We start from the raw sequence: 12,755 nt of genomic DNA, 5'->3' as shown, positions 1-12,755 counted from the left end.
TGTCACCCCGGGATTCGCATCGTCGACTTCAAGTGAATGGCGCCCCTGGATGCGTACGTTCGGGTGGTCTGTATGCCCTAAGTCCCTGACGAATCGTGACGCCATAACGGTCACCTCGTAACTTTGGTGACAATGAAGGAGGTTCGGAATCCGGTCTCTTCGGCACCGCCCTCAGGGCGCCCGAGTCGGTCGATCGGCATCAGCCGGATCCATTCCATCCCACCCCACACCGACTCCATGAGATGTGACCAAGTGAAACGTAGGCGATTGTGGACAGGACTCGCCGCAACGGCCGTGGTTGCCACCGGGGCAGCAGTCTGGGCGATTCTGTCCCAGCCGGCCGCCACCTCGGAATCCGAGGCCAAATCGGCCGCCTCGGAGGCGCAGACGCTTCTGAGCGCCGGCCTTATGCAGTCGCAGTACCAGGATTTCTCCGGGGCGACCACCACCTTCAAGCGGGTGGTGGCCCTGGATCCGCACAACAAAATCGCCTGGTACAACCTGGGTGTCATCGCGCAGCGGGACGGCAAGAAGGCTGATGCCCGCGCGGCCTATGACAAGGCGTTGAAGATCGATCCATCGTTCGACTCCGCCCTTTTCAATGAGGCGCTATTGCTCAAGTCCAGCGAGCCCGACCGCGCCATCAGTCTCCTGAAGCGTGTCGTCGCCCACAACTCGAAGGCCTCCACGGCCTACCTGCACCTGGGGCAGGTTCTGGCGAAGAAAGGCCGCGACGACGAGGCCCAGGACGCATTCGGCCGCGCCGTTGCGGTCGACCCCAAACTGCTTTCTCTCGTGCCGGAACCCTTCCAGGATTCCGCAAGCCCATCACCGTCAACTAGCCAAGCAGGTACTACCGAATGACGTCGACTGCGACACCGAGGTTCTCCGTCTTCACCCCCAGTCACAGGCCGCGATTCCTCGATGAGTGCCTGACCACCTTGCAGGCACAGACCTGTTCGGACTGGGAGTGGATCGTCCTGCTCAACAACGGCGCCCGGTGGAGGCCGGAGCAGCCCGACGAGCGTGTCCGTGTGGAGATCGCGGACGATGTCCACGGCGTCGGGGCCGCCAAGCGAAGGGCCTGTGAACTGGCGCGCGGGGAGATCCTCGTGGAACTCGACCACGACGATCTGCTGGCGAAGGGATGCCTGGCGGAGCTCGCCGAGGCGTTCGACGCCAATCCCGAGGCCGTTTTCGTGTACAGCAACACCGCACAGATCACCCAGGACGGGGGCCGGGACGAGAGCCGCTTCAACAAGGAGCACGGCTGGCAGTACGAGGATGTGAACGTCGACGGCCGTCGGCTACTGCAGGCTCTGTCCATGGCTCCGACGCCGCACAACGTCTCGTACATCTGGTACGCGCCCAACCACGTACGGGCGTTCCGCAAGGATATCTACGAGAAGGTCGGTGGATACGACGCCACCCGTACGGTCCTGGACGACCAGGACCTGATGTGCCGTCTCTTCCAGGCCGGCGACTTCCACCACATCCCTCGCTGCCTGTACCTGCAGCGGATCCACCCCGCGAACACGCAGCGTGATCCGGAGATCAACGCACACATCCAGCGTGAGACGGTCGCCCTGTACGACAAGTACGTCGAGGCCAACGCCCTGGCCTGGACCCGGCGCCGCGGACTGTTCGCGCTGGACCTCGGCGCAGCCCACCGGAAGCCGCCCGGCTATCTGGGCGTGGACCAGCATCCGGGAGAGGGGGTCGACATCGTCGCGACCCTGCCAGGGAAACTGGACCTGCCCGACGGCTCCGTCGGCCTGCTGCGGGCGGTGGACTTCCTCGAGCATGTGCCCGCGAAGGTGCCGCTGATCAACGAGCTGTACCGGCTGCTGGCTCCCGGGGGCATGCTCCTCACCATGACGCCGAGCTCCGACGGCCGCGGCGCGTACCAGGATCCGACACACGTCGCCTTCTACAACGAGAACTCCTTCTGGTACTACACGGACAACCAGTACCGGACCTTCGTGCCCGAGATCGAGGCCCGGTTCCAGAATTCACGGCTGGTCACCTACTACCCGACCGACTGGCACTCCAGGAACAACATCTCCTACGTCGTGGCGAACCTCATCGCGGTGAAGGACGGCGCCGCACGTTGCGGCGGACCACTGCTGGTCTAGGGCAGTCCAGGACCTGTCCCGAAAGGAGGCGCCCCGCGGAGCTGACAGCTCCGCGGGGCGCCTCCTTTCCGGTCGAGTCGAGGGCACGGCAGATTCGTGGCAGCCGACACGGGGGGCCGGTGTGCGGCAGTAGATCGACGACTGCCCGACCCTCGCCGGCTTGTCTCGTCCGTACGCGTTGACGGGACCGGGCGGCGCGTGGTCGGGGTCCGGCTGACGGGCGTCATCCGGGAACACGTAATCGGTGGAAATGTGCAGCAGGGCAGCGGGGCTGTCCCCGCAGGCCCGCGCGAGATGCCGGACGCCGGCGCCGCTCAAGATTGTGGCCGCCGCCTCGGCAGGCTCGGCGCCGTCGTCCGGAGCCGTTGTTCATGACAAAGGTGAGCCCCGGACCGCGAGTTGTACCGATGGCCGAGCTGCTTCCTGATCGGAAACGCGGACGGTGCCCCGAGGCCGAAGCCTCGGGGCACCGCCCACTCATTCCCAGGTCAAGCGGAGAGCCTGTACGGCACCACCGCTCACACGGAAGTTATGACGCGTTGTGGCAGATCGCGTAAGCGGTGAGCGCTCCGAGAGTGTCGGAAGCCTGCCAGCCGTCGGGCGGCCCGGTGACGGTGGTGACCGGCTGACTCTGCTCGACGCCGTTGGCGCTTACGAGGGCGGACTGGTATCCGCCGCCGGTGGCAACGTCGCCGGGGTCGCACGTGGCAGTCGACTGGGGCCCCTGGGTGCCGGTCGCGACGTAGGTGTCAAGCGTCGCTGCGCCCTGGGCGCCCTGGAGGCCCTGGGTGCCCTGGACGCCCTGGAGGCCCTGTGCGCCCGATGCGCCCTGCGCACCGGCGACGCCGTCCTCGCCCGCCGCACCCTGCGCACCCTGGGGGCCGGCGTCACCCTGGAATCCCTGCGGACCGAGGTCGCCCTGCGTCCCCTGGAGGCCGAGGCCACCCTGCGGGCCCTGTGTGCCGTCGAAGCCCTGGGGGCCCTGCGCTCCGTCGGTGCCGTTCACGCCCGGCGTGCCCTGGGGGCCGAGGGTTCCCTGCGGGCCTTGTACGCCGTCGGTTCCGTTGGTGCCGGGTGTGCCCGTGGTGCCCTGGGGGCCCTGTGCTCCGTCGGCTCCGTCGGTGCCGTTGATGCCGGGTGTGCCCTGGACGCCCGGGCCGCCCTGGGGGCCGAGTTCGCCCTGCGGGCCCTGTGCGCCGTCGGTTCCGTTGGTGCCGGGTGTGCCCGTGGTGCCCTGGGGGCCCTGTGCTCCGTCGGCTCCGTCGGTGCCGTTGATGCCGGGTGTGCCCTGGACGCCCGGGCCGCCCTGGGGGCCGAGTTCGCCCTGCGGGCCCTGTGCGCCGTCGGTTCCGTTGATGCCGGGTGTGCCCGTGGTGCCCTGCGGGCCCTGCGCTCCGTCGGCTCCGTCGGTGCCGTTGATGCCGGGTGTGCCCTGGACGCCCGGGCCGCCCTGGGGGCCGAGTTCGCCCTGCGGGCCCTGTGCGCCGTCGGTTCCGTTGATGCCGGGTGTGCCCGTGGTGCCCTGCGGGCCCTGCGCTCCGTCGGCTCCGTCGGTGCCGTTGATGCCGGGTGTGCCCTGGACGCCCGGGCCGCCCTGGGGGCCGAGTTCGCCCTGCGGGCCCTGTGCGCCGTCGGCGCCGTCGGTGCCGTTCACGCCCGGCGTGCCCTGGATGCCCGTGGTGCCCTGCGGGCCCTGTGCGCCGTCGGTTCCGTTGGTGCCGGGTGTGCCCGTGGTGCCCTGGGGGCCTTGTGCTCCGTCGGCTCCGTCGGTGCCGTTCACGCCCGGCGTGCCCTGGATGCCTGTGGTGCCCTGCGGGCCCTGTGCGCCGTCGGTTCCGTTGATGCCGGGTGTGCCCTGGACGCCCGGGCCGCCCTGGGGGCCGAGTTCGCCCTGCGGGCCCTGTGCTCCGTCGGCTCCGTCGGTGCCGTTGGTGCCGTTGGTGCCGGGTGTGCCCGTGGTGCCCTGGGGGCCTTGTGCTCCGTCGGCTCCGTCGGTGCCGTTGACGCCGTTGGTGCCGGGTGTGCCCTGGACGCCGGGGCCGCCCTGGGGGCCGAGTTCGCCCTGCGGGCCCTGTGCGCCGTCGGTTCCGTTGATGCCGGGTGTGCCCGGCGTGCCCTGGATGCCCGTGGTGCCCTGCGGGCCCTGTGCGCCGTCGGTTCCGTTGATGCCGGGTGTGCCCTGGACGCCGGGGCCGCCCTGGGGGCCGAGTTCGCCCTGCGGGCCCTGTGCTCCGTCGGCTCCGTCGGTTCCGTTGATGCCGTTGGTGCCGGGTGTGCCCGTGGTGCCCTGGGGGCCTTGTGCTCCGTCGGCTCCGTCGGCTCCGTTGATGCCGTTGGTGCCGGGTGTGCCCTGGACGCCGGGGCCGCCCTGGACGCCGGGGCCGCCCTGGGGGCCGAGGTCGCCCTGCGGGCCCTGTGCGCCGTCGGCTCCGTCGGTCCCGTCGGTCCCGTCGGTGCCGTCCACGCCCTGGAAGCCCTGGAAGCCCTGGGAGCCTTGGATGCCCTGGGAGCCGAGGGGACCCTGGGTGCCCTGCGTGCCCGTGCCGCCCTGGGGGCCCTGCGTGCCGCTCAGGCCAGGGACGCCCTGGGAGCCCTGGGTGCCCTGGGAGCCGAGGGCACCCTGCGCGCCCTGCGTGCCCGTGCCGCCCTGGGGACCCTGCACGCCGTCCACGCCGTCCACGCCGTCGACGCCGTCCACGCCGTCCACGCCCGGCTCACCCTGGGGGCCCTGAAGGCCCGCGGGGCCACCGAGGGCACCCGGGAGGCCCTGGTGACCCTGAGGGCCCTGAGTGCCCACGCCCGTCGCACCCTGCGGGCCCTGTACGCCGTCGACGCCGTCCACGCCGTCCTGGCCCGGGACACCCTGAGGTCCCTGCAGGCCTACCTGGCCCCGCGGTCCCTGCGGGCCCCTTGGTCCCCGCGGGCCCTCCGGGCCGCGGTCGCCGTCGCGGTCGCGGTCGGCAGTGGTGGCGCCGTTCGGGCCCGGCAGCCCCATGCTGTTCTCGGTGCCGGACCTGTGGATCGCGTCGGCGATCGCCGCCGTGCTCGGGACGACATTGAGCACAACGGCAAGGGTGCCCGCCGAAACCAGCGTCGCGGTTTTGATGCGAGAGCTTCGGATCGTTTTACGGCTCACCTAGGGAACCTTCCTCACGGAATTCGGAGTGACCACACCGCGTGCGGGCGCACTCGATAAGCGCGGTTAATTTGCATGCGTGTCACGTCGCTCGCAGCCACGGACATCGGCATCCTTCACTCTCCGTGATTGAACGTGTGCGGAAGGTTCCGTGTCGTGGATGAAGATCACCCAAAGGGCGGTGATGTGCCGCAGGCACCATCTTCCTGTCGTATCTATGGACCCGATGAGGCGGAACTGTTGGCCTCCCCTGCCCGGCGTGGCGATCTCCGGTGCGACCTCGGTGCAGGTCGCGAGGGTGTGCTGCGCTGGTGGACGAACTCGACTCCCCCTCCACGGCGGACGCCGCGCTGCACGGTTCGCCGGGAGGGGATGTCCTTCACGTCGCCACCGGACGGGGCAGTCGGAGGCTGTCGCGGGCCCGAGCGCGAACGGAAGCGCGAGTCGGGCGTGTGAGGTTCTGTGGCGTCTCGGCGACTTCCGATGCAGTAGCGCTTGGCAACAGTGAAGAGTGCAAAAGAGTCGGGCCTGTCTGCGAGCGACGGCGGAAACGTGGTTCTGGATCACTTTTCGTACCGCGATCGCGGTTCGCTTGCCGCGCGGCATTCCCGCGAATGGGCGCCGCAGCGTCTTCTTTCGGTACCGAGTGTTTGGTCCGACCACATGTCGTGTGTGACATAGTGAGATGAAGAGGCTGAGGCAGGGGGTGAACGATGCCCGTCGAGTGGCAACCCGTACGGCAGTCCCGTACACATGAACTCGTGCTCCAGAGCATCGAGGAGCGGGTATTCGCCGGAGAGCTCAAGGCCGGGGACCGGCTGCCGCCCGAGCGGGAGCTCGCGCCGGTCCTCGGGGTCAGCAGATCCGCGCTGCGTGAGGCGCTGCGGGTGCTCGAGACGATCGGAGTCCTCGTCGCCCAGCCCGGCCGTGGCCCGGATGCCGGGGCACGGATCGTACGCAACCCCGATGGCGCCCTTGGCCGGCTGCTGCGACTGCACTTCGCCCTCGGCAGCTACAGCCTGGAGGACGTCCTGGAAGCGCGCGTCGTGCTGGAGCGGTCCAGTTTCGAGGCGGCGGCCACACATGCCTCCGCGGAGGACCTCGACGAAGCGGAGCAACTGGTCGTGCGGATGGCGGAGCCGGACGTCGGCGTGGCCGAGTTCAATGATCTGGACACCCGGTTCCACGTCGAGATCGCCCGCAGCTCCGGCAATGAACTGACCTCCACGCTCACCTCCGCCGTGCGCGAGTCCGTGCGCCCGCTGATCCTGCGCGCACTGGAGGAGGCCGAGGACTGGCCGGCCACGGCGTCCGGCCTCAACGCCGAGCACACCGAACTCCTGCGGCTGGTGCGCGCGGGCAAGGGTGCGAAGGCGGCCGGTCTGGTCGAGCGGCACATCCGCAGCCTGCACGGCACGCTGGTGGACGAGAAGTCGTAGCCGCAACACGACAGCAACCAGGGGACGGTGCGAACGCGTGCCGTCCCCTCGGTATGTCCTGACCCTCTTCACGTTCCGGACCGAGGCTAGTATGGTCCGACCATACAAAGGCCAGAGAAACGATCGGAGAGGCCCCATGCGTATCGGACTCTTCGCCACCTGTCTGGGAGACACGCTCTTTCCCGAGGCGGTGAAATCCACCGCGGTCCTGCTCGCCCGCCTGGGGCATGAGGTGGTGTTCCCGCCGGAGCAGACCTGCTGCGGCCAGATGCACGTCAACACCGGCTACCAGCGCGAACCCGTCCCGCTCGTGCGGAACTTCGCCGAGCAGTTCGGCGACGCGTCGATCGACGCAGTCGTCATGCCCTCGGGATCCTGCGCCGGGTCGGTCCGCCACCAGCACGAGATCATCGCCGAGCGGTACGGGGACGCGGCGCTGCGCGCGGGCGTCGCCACGGTCAAGTCCAAGACCTACGAGCTGTCGGAGTTCCTCGTCGACGTCCTGGGCGTCACCGGTGTCGGCGCGTACTTCCCGCACCGCGTCACGTACCACCCCACCTGTCACTCCCTGCGCATGGTGCGCGTGGGTGAGAAGCCCCTGAAGCTGCTGCGGGCCGTCGACTCCATCGACCTCGTCGAGCTTCCAGAAGCCGACTCCTGCTGCGGGTTCGGTGGCACCTTCGCCGTGAAGAACGCGGAGACGTCGACCGCGATGCTCCAGGACAAGATGCGCAACATCACCACCACCGGGGCAGCCGTGTGCACCGCGGGAGACTCGTCCTGTCTGATGCACATCGGCGGCGGACTCTCCCGCATCGCATCGGGCACCCGGACCCTGCACCTCGCACAGATCCTCTCCTCCACCCGCACCTCGCCGTACGTCCTGACGGAGGCCGTCCGATGAGCAGCACCTTCCTCGGCATGCCCGCCACCCCGCCCCGCTCCCCGTACGGCACGGGCAATCTGCGCGGCGACCGGAAGTTCCCCGCGGCCGCCCACGACGAGCTGCGCAACGAACAGCTTCGCCGCAACCTTGGCAAGGCCACCCGTACGATCCGCGCCAAACGCCTCAATGTGACCGGTGAACTGCCCGATTGGGAGCAGCTGCGCGACGCCGGCTCGGCCATCAAGACCGACACCATGAACCGGCTCCCCGAACTCCTTGAGCAGCTGGAGCGGAAGGTCACCGAGCGCGGCGGCACCGTCCACTGGGCGCGCGACGGCGTCGAGGCCAACGAGATCGTCGCCCGGCTCGTCCGCGCGACCGGATCGAAGGAGGTCATCAAGGTCAAGTCGATGGCCACCCAGGAGATCGGCCTCAACGAGCACCTCGAATCGATCGGCATCACCCCGTACGAGACGGACCTCGCCGAGCTCATCGTGCAGCTCGCCCACGACAAGCCGTCGCACATCCTGGTGCCCGCGATCCACCGCAACCGCGACGAGATCCGGCAGATCTTCCTCAAGGAGATCCCCGGTGTGGACCCGCGGCTCGACAACGTCCCCGCCCATCTGGCCGCCGCGGCCCGCGCCTATCTGCGCGAGAAGTTCATGACGACGAAGGTGGCGGTCTCGGGCGCCAACTTCGGGATCGCCGAGACCGGCACCCTGTCCGTCGTCGAGTCCGAGGGCAACGGCCGGATGTGCCTGACCCTGCCCGACACCCTGATCACCGTCATGGGTATCGAGAAGGTGCTGCCGCGCTATCAGGACCTCGAAGTCTTCCTGCAGTTGCTGCCGCGCTCGTCGACCGGGGAGCGGATGAACCCGTACACCTCGATGTGGACGGGGGTGACGCCCGGCGACGGTCCGCAGGACTTCCACCTGGTCCTCCTCGACAACGGACGCACCGCCGCGCTCGCCGACCGGATCGGGCGCGAGGCGCTGAACTGCATCCGCTGCTCGGCCTGTCTGAACGTCTGCCCGGTGTACGAACGGGCCGGCGGCCATGCGTACGGATCGACCTACCCCGGCCCGATCGGGGCGGTCCTCACCCCCCAGCTCGCCGGCATGCACGCGGCCAAGGACGACCCCAACAGCTCCCTGCCGTACGCCTCCACTCTCTGCGGCGCCTGCTTCGACGCCTGCCCGGTCAAGATCGACATCCCGTCGCTGCTGGTCGAGCTGCGCCACCAGCACACCGAACAGTCCGGTACGACGGCGGAGAAGCTGGCCATGAAGGCGGCGGCCGGCGTGATGAGGAGACCGACACTGTTCACGGCCGCGCAGAAGGCCGCCGGGCTGGGCCGGGTCCTCGCCGGGCGGGACGGGAAGATCTCGCATCTGCCGCCCCCGTTCAACGGGTGGAGCGACAGCCGTGACACCGCGGCGCCGCCGAAGCAGTCCTTCCGCGCCTGGCTGGCGTCGGACGAGGGCGCCGCGACCATGCGGGCCGCCGCCGAGGACGGCAGGAACCAGCAGCAGGAGGAGAAGTGACGACCGCTCGCGAAACGGTGCTCGGCCGGATCCGGGACGCCCTGGCTCTCGCACCCACCCCCGACACCACCGTCCCACGCGACTACCGGACCGGCCGCACACTCCCCGACGACGAGCGCCTCGCGCTCTTCACCGACCGGCTCGTCGACTACAAGGCACAGGTGCACACGTCCACCGGCGACCGCACCGCCGAAGTGATCGCGCAGGTCCTGCGGGAGCGTGGTGCCCGGAAAATCGGGGTGCCCGCCGGCCTCGACGAGCGGTGGCTCGACGCGTACGACGGGGAGGTCCAGCAGGACTGTGCCGACATTCCGGCGCCCCGGCTCGATGCGCTGGACGGTGTCGTCACCGGGGCGGCCGTCGGCTGCGCCGAGACCGGCACGATCTTCCTCGACGGATCGCCCGACCAGGGGCGACGGGCGCTGTCGCTCGTCCCCGACCTGCACGTGTGCGTGGTGGATCTGTCGGCGGTCGAGGTGGGGGTGCCGGAGGCGGTGGGCCGGCTGGTGCCGGAGCGGCCGACGACGCTGATCAGCGGGCCGTCGGCCACCTCGGACATCGAGCTGGAGCGGGTCGAGGGGGTGCACGGACCGCGGTCGCTGGTGGTGGTGATCCGCATCGACGCGTAGGGCGGGTCGTCCGCCGGACGGCCATGAGGCGGTCCGGCGGACAGCTGGTCAGCTGGTCAGCGGTGCTCGACCTTCAGCGGTTCGAAGGCGATACGGGTCGTCGCCCCGTCCTCCGCCCAGCCGACCTCGACCGTGTCGCCGTCCACGTTGTTCACCCCGCTCACCGCCGCCGCGAGCGCCGTCGCGTCCGGCTCCGCCGTCAGGGACGCGAGGGACACCAGCAGGACCGTCCCCTCCGCGTCCGCGCCCAGCCGCGGCACCACCGCCCAGCGGGTGTACGCCGTGCCCTGCGGAGCCCGTACCTCGTCCCAAGTCTCCCAGCCGTGCAGTCCGTGCAGCGCGGACCGTACGCCGTCGCCCGGGCCGGTCGCCCAGCCCGTCTGCTCCACCCGTGCCCCGGCCGGCGCGCCCAGCACCCGGTGCACCCGCAGCTCATACCTCCCGCGGACCACCGTGACGCTCTCGACCCGCAGCCCCGGCACCATCGGCGCACCCGACGTGAAGACGGGGCGGTGCCAGGACGCGGCCCAGCCCCAGCCGTCACCCTGCCCGGCGCCCAGCGGGCGGATGCTGCGGCGGCCGCTGCGCACCCCCGCGACGACGACGGCCAGATGGTTGTCCGCCGCGTTCACGTTCGACGTGGGGCCGGTCACCGTGGAGTACGAATGACGGCTGTACAGCGGATCGTCCTGCACACCCGACTCGCCCTCGTGCGGCCGGACATGGTCACTGCCGTGGTTGTGCAGCCGTACGATGCCGTCCGCCCGGGTGGACTGGATCAGCAGGCCGGGCGCGGGCAGCGCCAGCACCCGGTCGGGGCCCTCGCTGGGCGCGGATTCCTCGGTCGCGGTCCACAGCGGATGGCCCTCCGGGGCCAGCAGCGAGACGAACGCCTTGGACGCCCAGTACGGGGACGCGGGGCCCGAGTAGTGCTGCAGCGTCGCCTCGTGCGGACCGTGCCAGCCCAGGCTCAGCAGCCCGTCCGTGCCCGTCGCGCCGCGGTCCAGGAAGTAGCGCAACGATCCGCTGATCACCCGCCGCGAGGCACCGGGGGAGAGCGGGGTGTGCCCGGTGACGGCGCCCAGCGCGACCGCCGAACCGGCCGCGAAGCGGTAGGTCAGCGAGCGGCCGAAGTGGATCGGCGCGCCGTCGCCGCCGAACAGCAGCGAGAAGCTGTCCAGGTGTTCGCGCAGCCGGGAGCCGAAGTGCGTGGACAGCTCAGGGTCGCCCGACAGATGCGCGTCCAGCACCGGATACAGGTGCAGCGCCCAGCCGTTGTAGTGGTCGAAGGCTCGGTGGTCCCCGTCGGAGTACCACCCCTGTCCGCAGTACCAGCCCTCCAGCAGGCCGAGCGCCCGCTCCTTCGCCCGGGTCGTCTCCGCGTCGCCGCGTCCGACCGACTCCAGGAACGCGGCCACGGAGTAGGGGAACAGATACCAGTTGTTGGGTGCGGGGGTGTGCCGCAGCGCACCGCGCAGCCACTCCTCGGCCCGGTCCTGGACGCCCGGATCGAGCCGGTCCCACAACCAGGGGCGGGTCAGCCGCAGCCCGATGGCGACCGAGGCGGACTCGACCATGGGCTGGCCCTGCACATGGTGGTCGAGGATCAGCGGCCAGGACTCCGGATCGTCCCGGCCGGGCGTCCGGGTACCGGCGGCGAGTCCGTCCGCGTACCGGTCGAGCCAGCCGTGCGGATCCTTCCCGTCCGCGCCCGCGACCCGGAACGCCGCCGCGAGGAACGTACGGGCATAGCCCTCCAGACCGTCCGAGCGCACCCCGGATCCGGACGGCCGGCCCGGCAGGTCCAGCAGCGCGCGGCCGGGTGTCGACCACTGCCATGCGGCCCGCAGCAGGCCGTCCGCCGCCGCCTCCCAGTGCGCCCGGGTGTAGCCGGTGTACGGGCTCAGGTCGCGGTCGTCGGAGGGAAGTTCAAGGGGGGAGGTCATGCGAGGAATGCCAGCCTTTCGCGTCGTACGGGGTGGGCGAAACCGTCGCCCGCGGCCCAGCGGCCGATCTCGCGGACCGCCAGGTCGACCAGCCGCTGCCACTCGTTGCCCTGCGAGCCCGCGAGATGCGGAGTGATCAGGGCGTTGTCGCACTCCCACAGGGGGTGTGCGGACGGCAGCGTGTCGGGGTCGGTGACGTCGAGGACGGCGCGGATCCGGTCCTGACGGAGTACGTCGGTGAGCGCGTCCTGGTCGACGACGGCGCCCCGCGAGGTGTTGATGAGCACACCGTCCGGGCGCATCGAGGTGAGGAGTTCACGACTGACGAGCCCGCGGGTGGCGGGCAGCAGCGGGGTGTGGACGCTCACCACGTCGCTCTGCGCGAACAGCTCGGCGAGTTCGACCGGCCGGACACCCAGCTCGGCGGCGTCCGCCGCGGAGACGTAGGGATCGTGCAGCAGCACCTGCAGGTCGTACGGACGCAGCAGCTCGATGACGCGCCGGCCGATCAACGAGGCGGACAGGATGCCCACGGTGCGGCCGTAGTTGCCGACCTCGGGCGAGGTGCGCAGCCAGTCGTCGCGGCGGCGCTCGGCCCGGTAGTCGCGGGCCCGCTCCAGGGCCCGCTTCCCGGAGAGCAGGATCATCGCGACGGTGTACTCCGCGACCGGCAGCGCGTTGGCGGCGGCGGCCGAGGACACTTCGATGCCCCGGTCCCAGCAGGCCTCGGTGATGTGCCCGCGGACGGAGCCCGCCGTGTGCACGACGGCGCGCAGCCGGGGAGCCGCCGCCAGCACGGCCTCGTCGAGCGGCGGGCAGCCCCAGCCGGTGACCAGGAGTTCGGCGTCCGCGAGTGCGGCGCGGGCACGGTCGGTGGTGAAGTCGTCGAGGACGGGCAGCGGGGCGAGAGCGCACACCTCGGCGAGTGCGGCCAGGGATCGGGGGGCGAGGACGGCGGCCGCGGCATCCGGCTTCATGGCGACGGCGGCGCGCGGCCGACGGGCTGCGGTGAGGGTGGTGCTGGGCATCTTGCT

General features: G+C 70.7%; 9 protein-coding genes and 1 pseudogene. 6 read left to right on the top strand and 4 right to left on the bottom strand.

Annotated features, from left to right (window positions below; translation table 11 throughout):
- The first annotated feature begins 294 nt into the window (after positions 1-294).
- Together OHA88_RS10110 and OHA88_RS10105 are read left to right on the top strand one after the other, a co-directional pair.
- A complete protein-coding gene (locus OHA88_RS10110; protein ID WP_266999453.1) occupies positions 295-864 on the top strand; it encodes a tetratricopeptide repeat protein in 570 nt (189 codons plus the stop codon).
- On the top strand, positions 861-2,135 hold the full coding sequence (locus OHA88_RS10105) for a glycosyltransferase (protein WP_328625197.1): 1,275 nt from the start codon (positions 861-863) through the stop codon (positions 2,133-2,135). Before OHA88_RS10110 ends, OHA88_RS10105 begins: the two co-directional genes overlap by 4 nt.
- Positions 2,136-2,354: 219 nt before the next feature.
- Here OHA88_RS10105 and OHA88_RS10100 read toward each other — a convergent pair.
- Positions 2,355-2,453: pseudogene (locus OHA88_RS10100) on the bottom strand (sugar nucleotide-binding protein); the annotation flags it as partial.
- 211 nt (positions 2,454-2,664) lie between these two features.
- A complete protein-coding gene (locus OHA88_RS10095) occupies positions 2,665-5,271 on the bottom strand; it encodes a hypothetical protein (protein WP_328625196.1) in 2,607 nt (868 codons plus the stop codon).
- A gap of 713 nt (positions 5,272-5,984) precedes the next feature.
- Between OHA88_RS10095 and OHA88_RS10090 the strand changes: the two genes are divergently transcribed.
- The 4 genes from OHA88_RS10090 (at position 5,985) to OHA88_RS10075 (ending at position 9,775) form a co-directional block, all read left to right on the top strand.
- A complete protein-coding gene (locus tag OHA88_RS10090; protein WP_328625195.1) occupies positions 5,985-6,710 on the top strand; it encodes a FadR/GntR family transcriptional regulator in 726 nt (241 codons plus the stop codon).
- A 136-nt stretch (positions 6,711-6,846) separates the two neighbouring features.
- Positions 6,847-7,614: a (Fe-S)-binding protein gene (locus OHA88_RS10085; protein WP_267008299.1), complete on the top strand. Its 768-nt coding sequence runs from the start codon at positions 6,847-6,849 to the stop codon at positions 7,612-7,614.
- On the top strand, positions 7,611-9,146 hold the full coding sequence (locus OHA88_RS10080; protein ID WP_328625194.1) for a LutB/LldF family L-lactate oxidation iron-sulfur protein: 1,536 nt from the start codon (positions 7,611-7,613) through the stop codon (positions 9,144-9,146). The genes OHA88_RS10085 and OHA88_RS10080 overlap by 4 nt, the downstream gene beginning before the upstream one ends.
- Positions 9,143-9,775 carry a LutC/YkgG family protein gene (locus OHA88_RS10075; RefSeq protein ID WP_328625193.1) on the top strand — a complete coding sequence of 211 codons (633 nt, stop codon included), beginning with the start codon at positions 9,143-9,145 and terminating at the stop codon, positions 9,773-9,775. The genes OHA88_RS10080 and OHA88_RS10075 overlap by 4 nt, the downstream gene beginning before the upstream one ends.
- 56 nt (positions 9,776-9,831) lie before the next feature.
- Here the strand turns inward: OHA88_RS10075 and OHA88_RS10070 are convergent, their stop codons facing one another.
- Entirely contained in the window at positions 9,832-11,721 is a 1,890-nt protein-coding gene (locus tag OHA88_RS10070; protein ID WP_328625192.1) for a DUF2264 domain-containing protein, read from the bottom strand.
- Positions 11,718-12,749, bottom strand: coding sequence for a hydroxyacid dehydrogenase (locus OHA88_RS10065; protein ID WP_328625191.1), 1,032 nt, complete (start codon positions 12,747-12,749; stop codon positions 11,718-11,720). Before OHA88_RS10065 ends, OHA88_RS10070 begins: the two co-directional genes overlap by 4 nt.
- Positions 12,750-12,755: the final 6 nt, after the last annotated feature.

The sequence above is a fragment of the Streptomyces sp. NBC_00353 genome, assembly GCF_036108815.1.
Taxonomy (GTDB): domain Bacteria; phylum Actinomycetota; class Actinomycetes; order Streptomycetales; family Streptomycetaceae; genus Streptomyces.
This window is presented reverse-complemented; position numbering and strand designations above follow the sequence as displayed.